This is a genomic window from Thalassospira sp. B30-1, assembly GCF_015767575.1.
GTDB lineage: Bacteria > Pseudomonadota > Alphaproteobacteria > Rhodospirillales > Thalassospiraceae > Thalassospira > Thalassospira xiamenensis.
In genome coordinates this window covers 1,226,166-1,247,042 of record NZ_CP065232.1, presented here as the reverse complement: position 1 = coordinate 1,247,042, position 20,877 = coordinate 1,226,166, and the positions used below count along the sequence as shown (strand labels likewise).

Below are 20,877 nucleotides of genomic sequence, written 5' to 3'. Positions count from 1 at the left end.
TCTCCTTACTTACGACCTGAACCAGCCGACTCGAGCGCTTTACGCTCGGAAGCCAACGGATCGTGAGCCATGATTTCGCCCTTGAAGATCCAGACCTTCAGACCGCAGACACCATAGGTGGTGTGAGCTTCCGAAGTGCCATAATCAACGTCCGCACGCAGGGTATGCAGCGGAACGCGACCTTCACGGTACCATTCGGTACGAGCGATTTCAGCACCACCAAGACGACCAGCGGCATTAATACGAATGCCACCAGCACCGAGACGGATTGCGTTCTGAACCGAGCGCTTCATGGCGCGACGGAACGAAACACGGCGCTCAAGCTGCTGGGCGATGTTGTCAGCGACCAGCTTGGCATCGATTTCCGGTTTACGGATTTCGATGATGTTAACCTGCACTTCCGACTTGGTCAGTTTCTGCAGATCGTTCTTGAGCTTCTCGATGTCCTGGCCTTTTTTCCCGATCACAACACCCGGACGGGCAGAGTGGATCGAGATGCGGGCTTTTTTCGCCGGACGTTCGATAATCACCTTCGAAACACCCGCCTGTTTCAGACGGTCGAAGATGTATTTACGGATCGCCAGGTCTTCATGAAGAAGGCCAGCGAAATCGGCCTTGTTGGCGTACCAGCGGGAATCCCACGTGCGGTTGATGCCAACGCGTAAACCGATCGGATTTACTTTCTGACCCATTACTCGGCCTCCTCACGTTCGCAGACGACGATGCGCATGTTGGAGAACGGCTTGATGATCTTGCCGACGCGACCGCGTGCGCGGGCCCGCCAACGTTTCATCACGAATGCCTTACCAACAGTCGCCTCTTTGATAAAGAGACGGTCAACATCGAGCTGGTGGTTGTTCTCGGCATTAGCGATTGCCGATTCCAGCAGCTTTTTGACGTCCTGCGAAATGCGTTTGTTGGAGAAGGTGAGCTCTGCCAAAGCAGCCTCTGCCTTCATACCACGGATCGACTCGGCGACGAGGTTGAGCTTACGCGGGGAAATGCGTACTGCCCGGAGCGAAGCCGCAGCCTCGTTGTCCGCCAGCCGACGGATGTCAGCTTTTTTACCCATCGTTACTTCCTCTTCGCCTTCTTGTCGGCCGCGTGACCATAGTAGGTACGGGTCGGCGAAAACTCACCGAACTTATGACCGATCATATCTTCGTTCACAAGTACCGGCAGAAACTTCTGGCCATTGTAAACCCCAAAGGTGAGGCCTACGAATTGCGGCAAAATCGTCGAGCGCCGCGACCAGGTCTTAATTACCTCATTCCGGCCTGAAGCACGGACTGTTTCGGCTTTCTTAAGAAGGTATCCGTCTACAAACGGACCCTTCCAAACGGAACGCGCCATAGTCTAGCCTCCTCCGTTAGCTCTTATGACGACGGCGCATGATGAGCGCGTCAGTCTTTTTGTTCGAGCGGGTACGTTTGCCCTTGGTAGGCTTGCCCCACGGCGTAACCGGGTGACGACCACCCGAAGTGCGACCTTCACCACCACCATGCGGGTGATCGATCGGGTTCATGGCAACACCACGAACCGAAGGACGCTTGCCAAGCCAGCGATTGCGGCCTGCTTTACCAAGGTTTGTGTTCTGCTGGTCCTGGTTGGACACGGCACCGATGGTAGCCATGCATTCACCACGAACCAAACGTACCTCACCGGAGGACAGCTTAAGCTGGGCGTAACCCTGGTCCTTGCCGACAAGCTGCACATAGGTGCCTGCCGAACGTGCGATCTGACCACCTTTACCGGCTTTCAGTTCGACGTTATGGACGATGGTACCGACCGGAATATTCTTCAGCGGTGCGGCATTACCCGGCTTAATGTCTACGCGTTCGGCTGCAACAATGTTGTCGCCGACAGCAAGACGCTGCGGTGCGAGGATGTAGGCCAACTCGTCATCGGAATAACGAACCAGGGCGATAAACGCCGTGCGGTTCGGATCATATTCCAGACGTTCGACCGTACCAACGACATCAAACTTGGTACGTTTGAAGTCGATAATGCGGTAACGACGCTTGTGACCACCACCAATACGGCGGGCGGTGATACGACCAGAGTTGTTACGGCCACCTTTCTTGCGAAGACCTTCGGTCAACGCTTTGATCGGCTTGCCCTTGTGGAGATCGGAACGATCGACAAGAACCAGCTGACGGCGACCAGGAGAGGTTGGTTTAAACTTCTTCAAAGCCATGTCTTAGATTCCCGTCGTCACGTCGATGGACTGACCCTCTTCGAGGGTAACCATCGCTTTCTTGAAATCGCTCCGGCGACCGACAGTACCGCGAAAACGCTTGGTCTTGCCTTTTACCACAGAGGTATTGACCGCCTTGACCTTCACCCCGAACAGACCTTCCACAGCAGCCTTGATCTCCGGCTTGGTGGCGTCGATCGCAACTTTGAACGCAACGGCGTTGTGTTCAGAAATCAGCGTCGACTTTTCAGTGATATGCGGGGCGCGGATGACTTCGTACATCCGCTCTTTGCTGATGATCGTCATTTGAGACGTGCCTCCAACGCTTCGACCGCACCCTTGGTCAGCACCAGGGTGTCACGGCGCAGGATGTCATAGACGTTAGCACCAATCTCTGGCAGCACATCAACCTGCGGGATGTTGCGCGCAGCGCGTGCAAAGCCCTCATTGATCTGCGCACCGTCAATGATCAGTGCAGATTTCCAGCCGAGCTTAGCGAAAGCAGCGACCAGATTCTTGGTTTTGGCGTCCGAGAATTCCGCGGAGTCCAGAACGATAAGCTTACCGTCCTTTGCTTTGGCCGACAGAGCGGTTTTCAGCGCGAGCTTACGGAATTTCTTGGTCAGATCGTGCGAATGATCGCGAACACGCGGACCATGCGCTACACCACCACCACGGAACTGTACGGCTTTACGGGAACCGTGACGTGCACCGCCACTGCCCTTCTGACGTACGAACTTTTTCGTGGTCGCAGAGATCTCGCTTTTTTCCTTTACCTTGTGGGTACCGGCGCGGCGTTTTGCCAACTGCCAGTTCACCATGCGGTGCAGGATGTCACGACGAACGTCCAGACCAAAGATCTCTTCTGCGAGATCGATGTTACCGGCCTTGGACGCGTCAAGTTTAAGAATGTCGAGCTTCATGATGCTTATTCCTTATCCTCGGCGGCAGCTTCTTCAGCAGCCGGGGCAGCACCCTTTAGCGCGGCCGGGAACGGCAGACCTTCCGGTGCAGCACGTTTCACGGCATCCTTGACAAGGACATAAGCGCCGGCATGACCCGGGACAGCACCGTGAACCAGAACAAGACCCTTTGCTTCGTCGGTAGAGACGATTTTAAGGGACTGAACGGTTACGCGCGCCGCACCCATATGACCAGCCATCTTCTTACCTTTGAAGACGCGGCCCGGATCCTGGCACTGACCAGTGGAACCATGCGAACGGTGCGATACAGACACACCGTGCGACGCACGCAGACCACCGAAGTTATGGCGCTTCATCGCACCGGCAAAACCTTTACCGATGGAGGTGCCGATGACGTCAACGTACTGGCCTTCAACAAAGTGGGTTGCCGAAAGTTCGGCACCGACTTCGATCAGCGCATCTTCGCTAACGCGGAATTCAGCAAGTTTGGCTTTCGGCTCAACCTTGGCTTTTGCAAAGTGACCGCGCATCGGCTTCGATACGTTTTTCACTTTTGCTTTGCCATAGCCAAGCTGAACAGCAACGTAACCGTCGGTGTCGCTGGTACGATTAGCAACGACCTGAAGGTTATCGACTTTCAGAACGGTGACAGGAAGGTGCACGCCTTCGTCCGTGAAGACGCGAGTCATGCCAACCTTCTGGGTAATAAGTCCACTACGCATTGCGGCTTACTCCCGATTAAAGTTTGATCTCGACGTCGACGCCTGCAGCCAGGTCGAGCTTCATCAGAGCATCAACGGTCTGGGGAGTCGGGTCGACAATGTCGAGAAGACGCTTATGCGTACGGATTTCGAACTGCTCACGCGATTTCTTATCGATGTGCGGAGACCGCAGAACAGTGTATTTCTCAATGCGGGTCGGCAGCGGAATCGGGCCGCGGACCTCTGCGCCAGTGCGCTTCGCCGTATTGACGATCTCGCGCGTGGACTGATCCAGCACGCGATGGTCAAACGCCTTCAGGCGAATGCGAATGTTCTGACTATCCATGTAATTATGTACCGGAGCCCTCAAAAGGACACCGGCCCCTCAACTGGAGTTGACGATTGCCGCAAAAGTGTTGCGGGCGGCTTACATAGCCGCCCGCTTCACAAAGATCAAGAGAAAATTACTCGATGATCTTGGCAACAACGCCCGCGCCGACGGTACGACCGCCTTCACGGATTGCGAAACGCAGACCTTCGTCCATTGCAATCGGTGCAATGAGGGTCGCGGTCATCTGGACGTTGTCGCCCGGCATAACCATTTCCGTGCCTGCCGGCAGCTCGATCGAGCCGGTGACGTCAGTGGTACGGAAGTAGAACTGCGGACGGTAGTTCGAGAAGAACGGCGTGTGACGGCCACCTTCATCCTTGGTCAGGATGTAAGCTTCTGCAGTGAACTTGGTGTGCGGCTTGATCGAACCGACATGTGCCAGAACCTGGCCACGTTCGACGTCTTCACGTTTGGTGCCGCGCAGCAGCGCGCCAATGTTGTCGCCAGCTTCACCCTGATCGAGCAGCTTGCGGAACATCTCAACGCCGGTGACAATCGTTTTGACGGTGTCTTTGATACCGACGATTTCGACTTCTTCACCAACCTTGACGATACCGGTTTCAACACGACCGGTAACAACCGTACCACGACCCGAGATCGAGAACACGTCCTCGATCGGCATCAGGAACGGACGGTCTTTCGGACGTTCCGGTGCCGGGATGTAGCTGTCAACAGCTTCCATCAGCTTCAGGATCGCTTCTTTGCCAATCGCGTCATCACGACCTTCAAGGGCAGCAAGAGCCGAACCTTTAACGATCGGAATGTCATCGCCCGGGAAGTCGTAGGACGACAGAAGTTCACGGATTTCCATTTCGACGAGTTCGAGGAGTTCCTCGTCATCGACTTGGTCAACCTTGTTCATGAACACGACGAGGGCCGGAACGCCAACCTGACGTGCAAGCAGGATGTGCTCACGGGTCTGCGGCATCGGGCCGTCTGCTGCCGAAACAACCAGAATGCCGCCGTCCATCTGTGCCGCACCGGTGATCATGTTCTTGACATAGTCAGCGTGGCCCGGGCAGTCGACGTGCGCATAGTGGCGGTTCGCCGTTTCGTATTCGACGTGCGCGGTCGAGATCGTGATACCACGAGCTTTCTCTTCCGGCGCTTTGTCGATCATGCTGTAGTCCTGGAACGATGCGCCGCCGCTCTCTGCGAGAACTTTGGTGATCGCTGCGGTCAGCGTGGTTTTACCGTGGTCAACGTGGCCGATGGTGCCAACGTTCACGTGCGGTTTTGTACGGGCAAATTTTTCTTTAGCCATTTCTAACTCCGTTTATTCTGGCTTCGCCTTAGCCGGCCGACTTGGCCTTGACTTCGTCCGCAACTGCCTGCGGGACGTCGGCGTAATGATCGAACTGCATCACGAACTGGGCACGGCCCTGGGACATGGAACGCAGCGTATTGACGTAACCGAACATGTTCGCCAGCGGGACAAACGCGCTAACAACGCGTGCAATACCACGGGAATCCATGTCACGGACCTGACCACGGCGACTGTTAAGGTCACCAATGATGTCGCCCATGTATTCTTCCGGCGTCACAACTTCGACACTCATGATCGGCTCGAGAAGCTTCGGACGAGCTTTCGCAAGACCTTCACGGAATGCGGCACGAGCTGCGATTTCGAAGGCCATCACGCTCGAGTCAACGTCGTGGTATGCACCGTCGGTCAGGGTGACCGAGAAGTCGGTGACCGGGAACCCGGCGATCACACCGCTGTTAAGCGAGGTTTCAAGACCTTTCTGAACGCCCGGAATGTATTCCTTCGGAACGTTACCGCCAACGACGGTGTCCTTGAAGGAGAACCCGCTGCCCGGTTCACCCGGGGTGAAGGTCAACTTGATACGTGCGAACTGACCCGAACCACCCGACTGTTTCTTGTGGGTGTAATCGATGTCGACTTCCTGGGAAATCGTCTCACGATAAGCAACCTGCGGCGCGCCGACGTTTGCTTCGACTTTGAATTCACGCTTCATGCGGTCGACGATGATGTCGAGGTGAAGCTCGCCCATACCGGAAATGATGGTCTGGCCGGATTCGTGGTCGGTTTTGACGCGGAACGACGGATCTTCCTGTGCAAGACGTGCAAGGGCGAGACCCATTTTCTCCTGGTCGGCTTTCGATTTCGGCTCTACAGCGATCTCGATAACCGGATCCGGGAATTCCATACGCTCAAGGATGATCGGCTTGGCCGTGTCACAAAGGGTATCACCGGTGGTGGTATCCTTCAGACCGACCAGAGCAACGATGTCGCCCGAGCAAGCGTATTTGATTTCTTCGCGGTTGTTTGAATGCATAAGCAGCATACGGCCGATACGTTCTTTTTTCTCTTTGACAGAGTTCAGAACGTAAGAACCGGCTTCAAGCATACCGGAATAAATACGAACGAAGGTCAGGGAGCCAACGAACGGGTCGCTCATGATCTTGAATGCAAGACCGGAGAACGGTGCTTCGTCGTTCAGCGGACGTGAGTCCGGCTCGTCTTCGGTGCCCGGCTTGATGCCGCGCACGTCTTCGATATCGTCCGGAGCCGGCATGTAATCGATGACGGCATCAAGAAGCGGCTGAACGCCTTTGTTCTTGAACGCAGTACCGCAAAGGACCGGAACCAGTTCGCCTTTCAGCGTACCTTTACGGATGCACTTCTTGAGAACTTCCTCGGACGGCATTTCGCCTTCGAGGTAAGCTTCCATGGCAGCTTCGTCACACTCAACAGCCTGTTCGATCAGAGCTTCACGGTACTCTTCAGCCTGGTCTTTGAGCGAATCGCGAATGTCGCGATATTCGAACTCGGCGCCAAGGCTTTCGTCTTTCCAGACGATTTCCTTGTTGGCAACAAGGTCGACAACGCCTTCGAATTCCATTTCGGAACCAATCGGCAGCTGCATGACAGCCGCGTTGGCACCGAGACGGTCTTTGATCATCTTGACGCAGCGGAAGAAGTCCGCACCGGTACGGTCCATCTTGTTGACAAAGCACATACGCGGAACGTTGTACTTGTCAGCCTGGCGCCATACGGTTTCGGTCTGCGGTTCAACACCGGAAACGGCATCGAAAACAGCGCATGCACCATCGAGAACACGAAGCGAACGTTCAACTTCAATCGTGAAGTCAACGTGGCCCGGGGTATCGATGATGTTGATGCGGTTATCTTTCCAGAAGCAGGTCGTCGCAGCAGACGTAATCGTGATGCCGCGTTCCTGTTCCTGTTCCATCCAGTCCATGGTTGCGGCGCCGTCGTGGACTTCGCCGATTTTGTAGGACTTGCCGGTGTAGAATAGAATTCGCTCGGTGGTCGTCGTTTTACCAGCATCGATGTGAGCCATGATGCCGATGTTGCGATACCGAGAGATCGGAGTACGTTGTACCATAATCGACTCTTGATCTTGAGGTCTGAATTACCAGCGGTAATGAGCGAAAGCCTTGTTGGCTTCGGCCATACGATGGGTGTCTTCGCGCTTCTTGACGGCCGAGCCACGGTTGTTGGCTGCGTCCATCAGTTCACCGGCGAGACGACCGACCATGGTCGTTTCGGAACGCTTGCGAGCAGCGTCAACCAGCCAGCGAATGGCCAGTGCCTGACGGCGCTCGGAACGAACTTCAACCGGAACCTGGTAAGTAGCACCACCAACACGGCGCGAACGCACTTCGACGTTCGGCTTGACGTTGTCCATGGCTTCATGGAACTGGGCAACCGGATCGGCACCCTTGCCTTCCATAACTTCCAGTGCACCATAAACGATCTTTTCTGCGGCGGATTTCTTACCGTCGAGCATAAGGCCGTTCATGAATTTGGTCAGAACCTTATCGCCATATTTGGCGTCAGGCAAAACTTCGCGCTTTTCAGCAGCGTGACGACGTGACATCTGAGCTGCTCCTTATTTCGGGCGTTTCGCGCCGTATTTCGAACGACGCTGTTTACGGTCTTTGACACCCTGCGTATCGAGGGTACCGCGAATGATGTGGTAACGCACACCCGGCAAATCCTTTACGCGGCCGCCACGGATCATGACGACAGAGTGTTCCTGCAGGTTGTGACCTTCACCCGGAATATAGCTGGTCACTTCGTAGCCGTTGGTCAAACGGACACGAGCAACCTTACGAAGTGCCGAGTTCGGCTTCTTCGGGGTCGTGGTGTAGACACGGGTGCATACGCCGCGTTTCTGCGGGCAGGCTTCCAGTGCCGGAACCATGTCGCGCTGGGTGCGCGGAGTCCGCGATTTGCGGATCAACTGGTTGATAGTGGGCATTAACTTTCCCTTTGTACTTTAACGGACGCCACAAGGGCGCTGCTCTATCGACGCACGACGAACGACCGCATGCCTTTGCAAAACCTGCAAACGCAAATACGGACCGCCCATTACGCAGGATCACCCTGCCCTCGACGGCCGTTAGAGTCGCACTCAAGCGACGGGGGGCAAAACCGCCCGCTGCCAAACGAAATGGCACCGACACAGCTACACCCCCCGAGATTCGGTGGGCGCATACTAGTGACGGCCCCATTTCGCGTCAAGCAAAACCCTGTGGGCCTTCGAGTTGGCGCTTCAAACGCCGAGGCGAACCGGTGCATCGATAGAAAATTCCCGGTTCGCCTCTGATTCTTTAACAAGCTTGCGCGGCGATATTACTCGCCGGCTGGCAATGACGGGGACTCGGCACCGGCCTGCGGGCCGAAATTGTCGCCGATTTCCTCTTCTGCCTCGATCTGTACGTTCTTGTCGCGTTCGGCGGCAAGGGCGCGGAAGCGGTTCATCACCGCACCGGTACCTGCCGGGATCAGACGACCCACAATCACGTTTTCTTTCAGACCGATCAGGGTATCGGTTTTGCCCGATACGGCTGCTTCGGTAAGAACGCGTGTGGTTTCCTGGAACGACGCGGCCGAGATGAAGGAATGCGTCTGGAGCGATGCTTTGGTGATCCCCTGAAGGACCGGTGCAGCTTCGGCCAGTTCGCCGCCTTCTTTAACGGCACGTTCGTTTTCGGCATCGAAATCGACACGGTCGATGATTTCGCCAACCAGAAGCGTGGTGTCACCGGTTTTGGTCACTTCCACTTTCTGAAGCATCTGACGAACGATGACTTCGATGTGCTTGTCGTTAATCTTAACGCCCTGCAAACGGTAGACTTCCTGGATCTCGTTGACCAGGTAATCGGCCAGTGCCGGAACGCCCATGACGCGAAGGATATCGTGCGGAACCGGCGAGCCATCAAGCAGCTGGTCGCCCTTCTCTACGAAGTCCCCTTCCTGAACGGCAAGATGCTTGCCTTTCGGGATCATGTATTCAACCGGTTCGGTCAGACCAGAATCTTCAAGCGGGTGCACGATGACACGGCGCTTGTTCTTGTAGTCCTTACCGAACTCGACACGACCAGCGATGTCGGCGATGATGGCGTGGTCCTTCGGCTTGCGTGCCTCGAACAATTCAGCCACACGCGGCAGACCACCGGTGATGTCACGGGTTTTCGACCCTTCGCGCGGAATACGTGCAAGCACGTCACCGGCGTTGACTTTCTGACCGTTCTCAACCGAGAGAATGGCATCAACCGACAGGAAGTAACGGGCTTCAAGGCCGTTATCCAGGTTGATGACCTCGCCGTTTTCGTTACGAAGCGTAACGCGCGGCTTAAGGTCGGATGCCTTCGGCATGCTCTTCCAGTCGATAACCGTTTTCGAGGCGATACCCGTCGCTTCGTCATAGACTTCGCGAATGGTTACGTTCTCGAGAAGGTCGACATAGTTCACATAACCTTCTTTCTCGGTGATGATCGGCAGGGTGTACGGATCCCACTCGGCCAGTTTCTGGCCGCGCGTGATCTGGTCACCGTCATCAGCAAGCAGTTTCGCACCGTACGGGACGCGGTATTTCGCACGTTCACGGCCGGTCTTGTCGATCAGCAGGATTTCGAGGTTACGTGCCATGACAATCATGACACCGCTCGAATTCGTAACGACAGCACGGTTCTTCAGTTTGACGGTCGCATCGAAGTTGGCTTCGACACCCGAAACTTCCGCACCACGCTGTGCCGCACCACCAATGTGGAACGTACGCATCGTAAGCTGCGTGCCCGGCTCACCGATCGACTGTGCGGCGATAACACCGACAGCTTCACCAATGTTCACCGTGGTACCACGTGCCAGGTCACGACCATAGCAATGGCCGCAAACGCCGGTTTCGGCATCACAGGTCAGGACCGAGCGGATACGCGCCATTTCGACGCCCGCTTTTTCGATCAGATCAAGGTGATCTTCGACAACCATTTCGTTCTTCGGAACGATGACTTCGCCGGTTGACGGATTGACAATCTCGTCAGCGGTGAAACGACCGAGGATACGATCAGACAGCGTCTCGATAACTTCGCCGGAGTCGACAACCGCAGCAATGTCGAGGCCACGTTCGGTACCGCAATCATGCTGGGTGATGATGCTGTCCTGTGCGACGTCGACGAGACGACGGGTCAGATAACCCGAGTTCGCCGTTTTCAATGCGGTATCGGCCAGACCTTTACGGGCACCGTGGGTGGAGTTGAAGTACTCCTGCACGGTCAGGCCTTCTTTGAAGTTCGAGATAATCGGGGTCTCGATGATCGAGCCGTCCGGCTTTGCCATCAGGCCGCGCATGGCAGCCAGCTGACGCATCTGGGCAGCAGAACCACGGGCACCGGAGTGCGCCATCATGTAAACCGAGTTCACATTGTCACCTTCTGCCGTTGCCGAGATGACTTTCATCATCGCTTCGGAAACGTCATCGGTGCACTGCGACCAGGCGTCGACGACCTTGTTGTATTTCTCACCGCGGGTGATCAGGCCGTCCTGATACTGCTGCTCGTATTCCTTGACCTTGTCATGGGTCGCACCAACCAGGGTTTCCTTGGCTTCCGGAATGATCATGTCATCCTTGCCAAACGAAATACCGGCTTTGCACGCCCAGTTAAAGCCAAGACCCATCATGCGGTCAGCAAAGATAACGGTCTCTTTCTGGCCACAGTGACGATAGACGACGTCGATAACATTCGACACGTCTTTCTTGGTCAGCAGCTTGTTGATGGTCGCGAACGGGATGCGCGGATGACGCGGCAGCAGTTCGGACAGCAACATACGGCCAGCCGTGGTCTGAACACGGATGGTGATCGGCTCGTTGTTTTCATCGACGGTTTTGTAACGTGCATTGATTTTCGAATGCAGGGTCACAACACCGGCATCAAGTGCCTGTTCGATTTCAGCGATATTGACAAAGGACATGCCCTCGCCCGGCTGACCGTCGCGTTCCATCGAGATGTAGTACAGACCAAGGACAATATCCTGCGACGGCACGATGATCGGTTTACCCGAAGCCGGCGAAAGGATGTTGTTGGTCGACATCATCAGGGTACGTGCTTCAAGCTGTGCTTCAAGCGACAGCGGCACGTGAACGGCCATCTGGTCACCGTCGAAGTCGGCGTTGAAAGCCGTACAGACGAGCGGATGCAGCTGGATCGCCTTACCTTCGATCAGGGTAGGCTCGAACGCCTGGATACCAAGACGGTGAAGGGTCGGTGCACGGTTGAGCATGACCGGATGTTCACGGATAACCTGCTCAAGGATATCCCAGACTTCGGCACGCTCTTTTTCCACCATACGCTTTGCAGCCTTGATGGTGGTTGCCATCCCGTACAGCTCAAGCTTCGCATAGACGAACGGCTTGAACAGTTCGAGCGCCATTTTCTTCGGCAGGCCGCACTGATGCAGTTTCAGGTTCGGACCCACGGTAATAACCGAACGACCGGAATAGTCGACGCGTTTACCCAGAAGGTTCTGACGGAAACGGCCCTGCTTGCCTTTAAGCATGTCCGACATCGATTTGAGCGGACGCTTGTTGGCACCGGTGATCGGACGACCGCGACGGCCGTTGTCAAACAGCGCATCAACCGATTCCTGAAGCATACGTTTTTCGTTACGCACGATGATATCGGGCGCACGAAGCTCGATCAGGCGCTTCAGACGGTTGTTACGGTTGATCACACGACGGTAAAGGTCGTTAAGGTCGGACGTTGCGAAACGGCCACCATCCAGCGGAACCAGCGGACGCAGTTCTGGCGGAATGACCGGAATCACTTCAAGGATCATCCATTCCGGACGCGCACCGGACTCCTGGAAAGCTTCGATCAGCTTCAGGCGTTTGACCAGCTTCTTGCGCTTGGCTTCGGAATTGGTTTCCTTGAGGTCGATTTTCGCGGTTTCGCGTTCGTCATCAAGATCGATCGCTGCAAGCATGTCGCGGATCGCTTCAGCACCGATACCGGCACGGAAACTATCTTCGCCATACTCTTCCTGTGCGGTCATGTACTGATCTTCTGAAAGAAGCTCACCCATCTTGAGCGGGGTCAGACCCGGCTCGATGACCACATAGTTTTCGAAATACAGAATGCGCTCAAGATCCTTGAGCGTCATGTCCAGCAGCAGACCCAGACGGCTCGGCAGCGACTTCATGAACCAGATATGGGCAACAGGTGCCGCCAGTTCGATATGGCCCATACGTTCACGACGAACTTTGGCCAGAGTCACTTCGACGCCGCATTTCTCACAGATAATGCCGCGATATTTCATATGCTTGTACTTGCCGCACAAGCATTCGTAATCCTTCACCGGACCAAAAATGCGCGCACAGAACAGGCCGTCGCGTTCCGGTTTGAAGGTCCGGTAGTTGATGGTCTCCGGTTTCTTGATCTCGCCGAACGACCAGGAGCGGATACGCTCCGGGCTGGCGATCTGAATCCGGATCTGATCGAAGCTCTGGGTGCCCTGCGGCTGCCCGAAGATCTTCATCAACTCGTTCATAAAGGCTCTCCCGCTATGCCCGGTCTCGCCGGGTTTCGCCAATTTCAGGCCGAAAGATGCTTGATGGCGGACGGGTTACCCGAATGGTACCCGCCCGCCAAGCTCTTAAACGTCGTCTTGCTCAAGCTCGACATTGAGACCAAGCGACCGAAGTTCTTTAACGAGAACGTTAAAGGATTCCGGAATGCCCGCCTCGAAGGTGTCTTCGCCACGAACGATCGCCTCATAGACCTTGGTACGGCCTGAAACGTCGTCCGACTTGACAGTAAGCATTTCCTGGAGGGTGTAGGCAGCACCGTAAGCTTCGAGTGCCCACACTTCCATCTCCCCGAAACGCTGGCCACCGAACTGTGCCTTACCACCCAGCGGCTGCTGGGTAACAAGCGAGTACGGACCAATCGAACGGGCATGGATCTTGTCGTCAACCAGGTGATGCAGCTTGAGCATGTAGATGTAGCCCACGGTCACCTTGCGATGGAATTTCTCACCGGTACGACCATCATAAAGGTCGACCTGGCCAGAACCATCAAGGCCTGCTTTTTCGAGCATGCGAACCACATCGGGTTCACGTGCACCGTCAAAGACCGGGGTTGCCATCGGCACACCACGACGCAGGTTGTTGCCAAGCTCGATAACATCGCCATCGCTCAGCTCTTTGATGCCGGTGACGTATTGCTCGTCCTCGTACACTTCATTGAGCTTGCCACGCAGGCTGTCCATCTCGGCACGACCATCGGTAACAGCATCGACAAGCTCGCCGATCTGTTCACCCAGACCACGTGACGCCCAGCCAAGGTGGGTTTCAAGGATCTGGCCGACGTTCATACGCGACGGAACACCAAGCGGGTTCAGAACGATATCGACAGGCGTACCGTCTTCGAGATGCGGCATGTCTTCCATCGGCATGATGCGCGATACGACACCCTTGTTCCCGTGACGGCCGGCCATTTTATCGCCCGGCTGCATTTTACGCTTAACCGCAACAAAGACTTTGACCATCTTCATCACGCCCGGCGGCAGTTCGTCACCAGCCTGAAGCTTGTCGACCTTGTCGTCGAAACGAGCCTGCAGAACAGCAATCGATTCCTCGAACTGTTTCTTCAGGGCTTCGATGTCGGACATGACACTGTCATCAGCAACGGCAATCTGACGCCACAGACCACGTGCAACACCCGCAAGGGCGTCTTCGGTGATCTCGCCATTCAGACCTTTCGGTCCATCGACCAGGGTCTGGCCAAGCAGCAGGTTTTTCAGACGACCATAGAAGTTGCGTTCCAGGATCGCACGTTCGTCATCACGGTCTTTTGCAAGACGTTCGATTTCGGAACGTTCGATTGCCAGGGCACGTTCGTCCTTGTCAACGCCACGACGCGAGAACACGCGGACTTCAACAACGGTACCGAACTGTCCCGGCGGGACACGCAGCGACGTATCACGGACGTCGGATGCTTTTTCACCGAAGATGGCGCGCAGAAGTTTTTCTTCCGGCGTCATCGGGCTTTCGCCCTTCGGCGTCACTTTACCGACAAGGATATCGCCCGGTTTGATTTCCGCGCCGATGTAAACAATGCCCGCCTCGTCGAGGTTTTTGAGCGCTTCTTCACCGACGTTCGGAATGTCACGGGTGATCTCTTCCTGACCCAGTTTGGTATCGCGGGCCATGACTTCGAATTCCTCGATATGGATCGAGGTATAAACGTCATCACGTGCGATACGCTCGGACAGAAGGATGGAATCCTCGAAGTTGTAACCGTTCCACGGCATGAACGCGACCAGCACGTTACGGCCGAGGGCAAGTTCACCCATATCGGTACACGGACCATCCGAGATGATGTCGCCTTTTTCGACAACATCGCCCACCTTCACCAGCGGACGCTGGTTGATGCAGCTGCCCTGGTTGGAACGCTGATATTTCAGCAGGGTGTAAATATCGACACCCGATTCCGATGCGGCGATGTCACCGGTTGCGCGGATAACCATACGGGTCGCGTCAACAGATTCAACAACACCATCACGGCGTGCGATCAGGGTTGCACCCGAATCACGTGCCACCGGAACTTCCATACCGGTACCGACATACGGCGCTTCGGAGCGGATCAACGGAACCGCCTGACGCTGCATGTTCGAGCCCATCAGTGCGCGGTTCGCGTCATCGTTCTCAAGGAACGGAATGAGCGCGGATGCGACCGATACCAGCTGCTTCGGCGAGACGTCCATAAGGTCGATCTCTTCGGAGCGGGCCATATAGTGGTCACCGGCTTTACGGGTGTTGATCAGTTCGTTTTCGAAGCCGAATTCCTTGGTCAGCGGTTCGTTCGCCTGTGCAATGACATAGCGACCTTCCTCGATGGCCGAGAGATAGATGACTTCCGGGGTGACCACACCATCGACAACCTTGCGGTACGGGCTTTCGATGAAGCCGTACTGGTTGACGCGGGCAAAGGTCGCCAGCGAGTTGATCAGACCAATGTTCGGACCTTCCGGTGTTTCAACCGGGCAGATACGACCATAGTGGGTCGGATGAACGTCACGAACTTCAAAGCCTGCACGCTCACGGGTCAAACCTCCCGGTCCAAGTGCCGAAAGACGACGCTTGTGGGTGATTTCCGAAAGCGGGTTGGTCTGGTCCATGAACTGCGAAAGCTGCGAAGAGCCGAAGAATTCACGAACAGCAGCCGCAACCGGCTTCGCATTGATCAGGTCATGCGGCATGACGTTGTCGATCTCGACCGAGCTCATACGCTCGCGGATCGCACGTTCCATACGCAGCAGACCAACACGGAACTGGTTTTCCATCAGCTCGCCGACCGAACGCAGACGACGGTTGCCAAGATGGTCAATATCGTCGATTTCGCCACGACCATCTTTCAGGTCGATCAGAACGCGGACGACTTCCAGAATGTCTTCACGACGCAGAACACGAACCGTATCCGGGCATTCCAGATTAAGGCGCGCATTCATTTTCACACGGCCAACAGCCGAGAGGTCGTAACGTTCCGAGTCAAAGAACAGACCCTTGAACATGGCTTCCGCACCCTCGATGGTGGGCGGCTCGCCTGGGCGCATGACGCGATAGATGTCCACAAGGGCTTCTTCGCGGTTGCTGTTCTTGTCAAGGGCAACGGTGTTGCGCAGATACGCACCGACATTGTTGTGATCGATCATCAGCAGACGAACGGTGTCGACACCCCATTCTTTCAGCTGCTCGAACACACCTTCGGTCAGTTCGTGGCCGGCTTCGGCAAGAATTTCACCGGTTTCACCGTCAATCTGGTCTTCTGCCATGAACCAGCCGTTAAGCTGTTCTTCCGGCACCAGGATGTGTTTGACCCCCTGCTCGACCAGTTTGGCTGCCGAACGCTTGGTGATCTTGCTGCCTGCGGCGGCAACAACTTCACCGCTGTCGGCGTCAAGCAGGTCAAAGACCAGCTTCTGACCGATATAGCGATCTGCATTGAAATCGGTTACCCAACCATCCTTGGTGCGGCGGTATTCTGCCGACTCATAGTAATAGTTGAGGATTTCTTCAGGCGTCAGGCCTTCGATTTCAGACGGATCAACCGAGCGGCCTTCTTCGGCACGCTGGGCACGCAGCGCCTGGGACTCTTCGTTTTCAAGAGCCATAAGCAGCGTGGTCGCCGGCAGTTTGCGGCGACGGTCGATACGGACATACAGGATGTCTTTCGCGTCGAATTCGAAATCGAGCCACGACCCGCGATACGGGATCACGCGCGCAGCAAACAGGTACTTGCCCGAGCTGTGGCTTTTGCCCTTGTCGTGGTCGAAGAAGACGCCCGGCGAGCGGTGCATCTGCGAGACGATAACACGCTCGGTGCCGTTCACGATAAAGGTACCGTGTTCGGTCATGAGCGGCATGTCGCCCATATACACGTCCTGTTCCTTGATATCGCGGATCGAACGGGCACCGGTATCTTCGTCAATATCCCAGACAACCAGACGCAGTGTCACGCGCAGCGGCGCGGCAAAGGTCATGCCACGCTGACGGCACTCCTCGGTATCGTATTTGGGCTGCTCCAGCTCATACGACACAAATTCGAGGGTTGCGCGCTCTGAGAAATCTTTAATCGGAAAGACGCTCTTGAACACTTCCTGGAGGCCGGCATCGTCCCGCTGCTCCCGCGGGGTACCAGTCTGCAAAAACTTGTCGTAAGAATTCTTTTGAACCTCAATCAGGTTCGGGAGCGGAGCGACTTCGCTGATCCGTCCAAAGCTCTTGCGGATGCGCTTTCGACCGGTAAAGGACTTATCCATCATCGTTCCTTTAATCGCGCCTCCCCACACCGTCGTAACTCGTTCGTCCCCGTGCCATTATGCAGAAAGCATACAGCACAACGACGCCCGAGCCCCGTACGGGGCGGGCGTTCACTTGATTATGACCGTGGATGTTATGTGACATCCAACATGAATGAGATCACTGATCCCTCGGCTGTCGACGCCGTCAAAGATAACCTCTGACCTAAACGGCCTTACGTTATGTACGATTACCTTTGGCAGCGTCAACCGTAAATTTCCTTTTCGCGTCCCGACAGTCCGGACACCCATTGCCCGCACCGCAGAGACGGATAGGTCGGCGACCCGAAGGCCGCCGACCCAAACCTTGGCAAGAAGCCGTCGATTACTTGAGTTCGACGGTTGCGCCAGCTTCTTCAAGCTGCTTCTTGATCGACTCGGCTTCGTCTTTCGACGCGCCTTCTTTAACAGCTTTCGGTGCGCCTTCGACCAGGTCTTTGGCTTCTTTCAGGCCAAGACCGGTGATTGCGCGAACTTCTTTGATGACGTTGATTTTCTTGTCACCAGCAGAAGCCAGGATAACGTCGAATTCGGTTTTTTCTTCTGCAGCAGCAGCACCGGCAGCAGCGCCACCAGCAGCAGCAACAGCAACCGGAGCAGCGGCAGAAACGCCCCACTCTTCTTCGAGCATTTTGGAAAGTTCTGCAGCTTCAAGAACGGTGAGCTTCGAAAGCTCTTCAACGAGTGCCTTAAGATCGGCCATTTGTATAAACTCCTAGGCTTGAACTTGGATAAGTTGGTAAATTGGGTTACGCGGCTTCGCCTTTTTCGGCGTATGCCTTCAGCACCTGGGCAATCTGGGCCGCCGGCTTGGAGGTCAGCGTAGCGATACGCTGTGCCGGGGTCTGGATCATACCCACCAGTTTCGCGCGCAGTTCGTCCAGCGACGGCAGTTCTGCCAGAGCTTTAACGCCCTGTTCGTCCAGAATCTGTTCACCGATGGCGCCAGCAACAAGAACGAGCTTGTCATTGGCTTTTGCGAACGTTGAGGCCACTTTCGCGACCGACGCAGGATCAGCCGAATAGGCGATCGCGGTCGGGCCGGTGAAGTGGTCTGCAAGACCAGCAAATTTGGTGCCTTCCAGAGCAAGTCGCGTAAGCCGGTTTTTGGTGACCTTGAAGCCCGCACCAGCATCACGCATCTGCGCACGAAGAGCGGTGATTTCCGCAACCGTCAACCCTTTGTACTGGGTAACGATAACGCCTTCCGCACCTTCGAACACTTCGCGCATTTCTGCCACGAACTGTGTTTTATCATCGCGGTTCACTTTAAGTCTCCGACATTGCTTATTGCCCTGAACCCCATGGGGGGTTCACAGACGTGACCAATCCTTTCGAACCGGTCTGTGACGCCCGTCCGTTTGCCAGATGTCCAAGCCTTTTGTGATGCCCCGTTAACCGGGGAAAACTAAAAACCGGAACCTCTGCCTATGCAGGAGATTAAGAACGGCAGATACCGTTCACCTGCAGTCTGGGACAGACAGGTAGAGAGGATCTTGCAACCCTCTCCGGTCCTGACCGGCCGCATGCGACCGGTCAGAATTCTTGAATTACTTCGATGCGATGTCCGCAATCGACAGTTTCACGCCAGCGCCCATGGTCGAGCTGATGGCGGCGCGCTGCAGGTATACACCTTTTGCGCCTGTCGGTTTTGCTTTGACGATCGCAGAAACGAATGCCTTGGCATTTTCAACAAGCTGTTCTTCGCTGAAGGATGCCTTGCCGATACCGGCATGGACAATACCATTCTTTTCAGCGCGGAACTGAACCTGACCAGCTTTGGCATCGGAAACAGCCTGGGCAACATCCATGGTCACGGTGCCGAGTTTCGGGTTCGGCATCAGGCCGCGCGGGCCCAGAACCTTACCGAGACGACCGACAACAGCCATCATGTCCGGGGTTGCAATAACGCGATCATAGTTCAGATCGCCTTTCTGCATTGCTTCCATCAGGTCTTCGGCACCCACAGCGTCCGCACCAGCTTTCTGGGCTTCTTCTGCTTTGGCGTCTTTTGCGAAGACGGCGACGCGCATGGTTTTACCGGTACCATGCGGAAGCGAAACAACACCACGGACCATCTGGTCTGCGTGACGCGGATCAACACCAAGGTTCATTGCGATTTCAACGGTTTCGTCGAATTTCGCTTTTGCACCATCCTTGACGAGCTTGACCGCTGCGGTCAGTTCGTACTGGGTGTTACGGTCGATGCCCTCATAAGCCTGGGCAAGGCGCTTACCAGTCTTGGCCATCGTCTTACTCCACAACCTCGAGGCCCATAGCACGGGCAGAACCTTCGATCATCGACATCGCGCCTTCAACGTCAAATGCGTTGAGGTCAGCCATTTTGGCTTCCGCGATTTCCTTGACCTGTGCTTTGGTCACTTTACCGATGTAACCTTTACCGGTCGTACCGGAACCTTTCGGAATGCCTGCTGCCTTTTTCAGGAAGTAGGATGCCGGCGGGGTTTTGGTGACAAAACTGAAGGAACGGTCGGAATAAACGGTGATGACGACCGGAATCGGCATCCCAGGTTCCAACTGCTGGGTCGCTGCGTTGAACGCCTTGCAGAATTCCATGATATTCACGCCGCGCTGACCAAGAGCCGGGCCGACAGGCGGCGACGGGTTGGCTTTGCCGGCGGGAATCTGCAGCTTGATATAGCCGTCGATTTTCTTCGCCATTAGAGTACCTCATTACAGAAGCGCGCGGTACGGTCATGGCTGACCTCCCGCGCTTTAAAAACTGCCTGCATCACGCAGACAGAAACTTCACTTGATAAGCTCGTTAAAGCTTTTCGACCTGGGTATATTCCAGTTCGACCGGGGTTGAACGACCGAAGATCGAAACCGACACCTTAAGGCGCGCACGTTCTTCATCAACCCCTTCGACGACACCGTTAAACGATGCAAACGGACCGTCGGAAACACGGACTTCCTCGCCAACCTCGAACGAAATGGTCGACTTCGGACGCTCGACACCTTCCTGCACCTGATGCAGGATGTGCTGGGCTTCCTTTTCGGAAATCGGCATCGGCTTGCCACGGCTGCCAAGGAAATCGGTAACCTTGGCGGTGTTCTTGACCAGATGCCAGCTCTCATCTGTCAGGTCCATATTCAGCAGCACGTAACCGGGGAAAAACTTCCGCTCGGCATTGACCTTCGCACCGCGACGAACCTCGACAGTTTCTTCCGTCGGAACCAGGACCTCTTTGATTTCGCCCTCAAGACCTTTCTTGATGGACTGCTCGCGGATCGACTGGGCGACTTTTTTCTCGAAACCCGAATGGACGTGCAAAACGTACCAGCGATGCGCCATGACTTAACCCCCGACACCAAAGATCAACTGAACGCCCCAGGCGAGAAGCTGATCGACAACAAAAAAGAAAACAGACGCCAAGGCCACCATGACGAAAACCATGATGGTCGAAACGGTTGTTTCCTTGCGGGACGGCCACGAGACCTTTTTGGCCTCGGTGCGAACCTGCTGTACGAATTGTGCCGGCGACGTTTTAGCCATTGTCGGGGTTACACCG

20 protein-coding genes are annotated in these 20,877 nt (G+C 55.5%); all 20 read right to left on the bottom strand.

Annotated elements, in window-relative coordinates; genetic code table 11:
- Nucleotides 1-5: 5 nt before the first annotated feature.
- Nucleotides 6-692 (bottom strand): 30S ribosomal protein S3, encoded by a 687-nt coding sequence (rpsC, locus tag IT971_RS05805; RefSeq protein ID WP_007091501.1) that lies wholly within the window; start codon nt 690-692, stop codon nt 6-8.
- Nucleotides 692-1,072, bottom strand: a complete 381-nt coding sequence (gene rplV, locus IT971_RS05800) for a 50S ribosomal protein L22 (RefSeq protein WP_007091502.1) — start codon at nt 1,070-1,072, stop codon at nt 692-694. The genes rpsC and rplV overlap by 1 nt, the downstream gene beginning before the upstream one ends.
- Nucleotides 1,073-1,074: 2 nt before the next feature.
- Nucleotides 1,075-1,353 carry a 30S ribosomal protein S19 gene (gene rpsS / locus IT971_RS05795; protein WP_007091503.1) on the bottom strand — a complete coding sequence of 93 codons (279 nt, stop codon included), beginning with the start codon at nt 1,351-1,353 and terminating at the stop codon, nt 1,075-1,077.
- Between the two features lie 16 nt (nt 1,354-1,369).
- Nucleotides 1,370-2,197, bottom strand: coding sequence for a 50S ribosomal protein L2 (rplB, locus tag IT971_RS05790; RefSeq protein WP_007091504.1), 828 nt, complete (start codon nt 2,195-2,197; stop codon nt 1,370-1,372).
- 3 nt (nt 2,198-2,200) lie between these two features.
- Nucleotides 2,201-2,503, bottom strand: coding sequence for a 50S ribosomal protein L23 (locus tag IT971_RS05785; protein ID WP_007091505.1), 303 nt, complete (start codon nt 2,501-2,503; stop codon nt 2,201-2,203).
- A complete protein-coding gene (rplD, locus tag IT971_RS05780) occupies nt 2,500-3,120 on the bottom strand; it encodes a 50S ribosomal protein L4 (RefSeq protein ID WP_007091506.1) in 621 nt (206 codons plus the stop codon). The genes IT971_RS05785 and rplD overlap by 4 nt, the downstream gene beginning before the upstream one ends.
- A 5-nt stretch (nt 3,121-3,125) precedes the next feature.
- Nucleotides 3,126-3,842, bottom strand: a complete 717-nt coding sequence (rplC, locus tag IT971_RS05775) for a 50S ribosomal protein L3 (protein WP_007091507.1) — start codon at nt 3,840-3,842, stop codon at nt 3,126-3,128.
- Nucleotides 3,843-3,858: 16 nt separating this feature from the next.
- Nucleotides 3,859-4,167 (bottom strand): 30S ribosomal protein S10, encoded by a 309-nt coding sequence (gene rpsJ, locus IT971_RS05770; protein WP_007091508.1) that lies wholly within the window; start codon nt 4,165-4,167, stop codon nt 3,859-3,861.
- A 118-nt stretch (nt 4,168-4,285) separates the two neighbouring features.
- Nucleotides 4,286-5,476, bottom strand: coding sequence for an elongation factor Tu (gene tuf / locus IT971_RS05765; protein ID WP_040059651.1), 1,191 nt, complete (start codon nt 5,474-5,476; stop codon nt 4,286-4,288).
- A gap of 28 nt (nt 5,477-5,504) precedes the next feature.
- Nucleotides 5,505-7,586 (bottom strand): elongation factor G, encoded by a 2,082-nt coding sequence (fusA, locus tag IT971_RS05760; protein ID WP_037991697.1) that lies wholly within the window; start codon nt 7,584-7,586, stop codon nt 5,505-5,507.
- 27 nt (nt 7,587-7,613) lie between these two features.
- Complete coding sequence (gene rpsG / locus IT971_RS05755; protein WP_007092426.1) at nt 7,614-8,081, bottom strand: 30S ribosomal protein S7; 468 nt, start codon at nt 8,079-8,081, stop codon at nt 7,614-7,616.
- Nucleotides 8,082-8,093: 12 nt separating this feature from the next.
- Nucleotides 8,094-8,465 carry a 30S ribosomal protein S12 gene (rpsL, locus tag IT971_RS05750; protein ID WP_007092427.1) on the bottom strand — a complete coding sequence of 124 codons (372 nt, stop codon included), beginning with the start codon at nt 8,463-8,465 and terminating at the stop codon, nt 8,094-8,096.
- 374 nt (nt 8,466-8,839) lie between these two features.
- Nucleotides 8,840-13,033: a DNA-directed RNA polymerase subunit beta' gene (gene rpoC / locus IT971_RS05745; protein WP_196871135.1), complete on the bottom strand. Its 4,194-nt coding sequence runs from the start codon at nt 13,031-13,033 to the stop codon at nt 8,840-8,842.
- Between the two features lie 105 nt (nt 13,034-13,138).
- A complete protein-coding gene (gene rpoB, locus IT971_RS05740) occupies nt 13,139-17,305 on the bottom strand; it encodes a DNA-directed RNA polymerase subunit beta (protein ID WP_007092429.1) in 4,167 nt (1,388 codons plus the stop codon).
- 364 nt (nt 17,306-17,669) lie between these two features.
- Complete coding sequence (gene rplL / locus IT971_RS05735; protein ID WP_037991698.1) at nt 17,670-18,047, bottom strand: 50S ribosomal protein L7/L12; 378 nt, start codon at nt 18,045-18,047, stop codon at nt 17,670-17,672.
- 46 nt (nt 18,048-18,093) lie between these two features.
- Nucleotides 18,094-18,612, bottom strand: a complete 519-nt coding sequence (gene rplJ, locus IT971_RS05730; protein ID WP_037991699.1) for a 50S ribosomal protein L10 — start codon at nt 18,610-18,612, stop codon at nt 18,094-18,096.
- 282 nt (nt 18,613-18,894) lie between these two features.
- Nucleotides 18,895-19,593, bottom strand: coding sequence for a 50S ribosomal protein L1 (gene rplA, locus IT971_RS05725; protein WP_007092432.1), 699 nt, complete (start codon nt 19,591-19,593; stop codon nt 18,895-18,897).
- Nucleotides 19,594-19,597: 4 nt separating this feature from the next.
- Complete coding sequence (gene rplK, locus IT971_RS05720; protein WP_063094171.1) at nt 19,598-20,026, bottom strand: 50S ribosomal protein L11; 429 nt, start codon at nt 20,024-20,026, stop codon at nt 19,598-19,600.
- Between the two features lie 103 nt (nt 20,027-20,129).
- Entirely contained in the window at nt 20,130-20,660 is a 531-nt protein-coding gene (nusG, locus tag IT971_RS05715; protein WP_007092434.1) for a transcription termination/antitermination protein NusG, read from the bottom strand.
- Between the two features lie 3 nt (nt 20,661-20,663).
- Nucleotides 20,664-20,861 (bottom strand): preprotein translocase subunit SecE, encoded by a 198-nt coding sequence (secE, locus tag IT971_RS05710; protein WP_007092435.1) that lies wholly within the window; start codon nt 20,859-20,861, stop codon nt 20,664-20,666.
- Nucleotides 20,862-20,877: the final 16 nt, after the last annotated feature.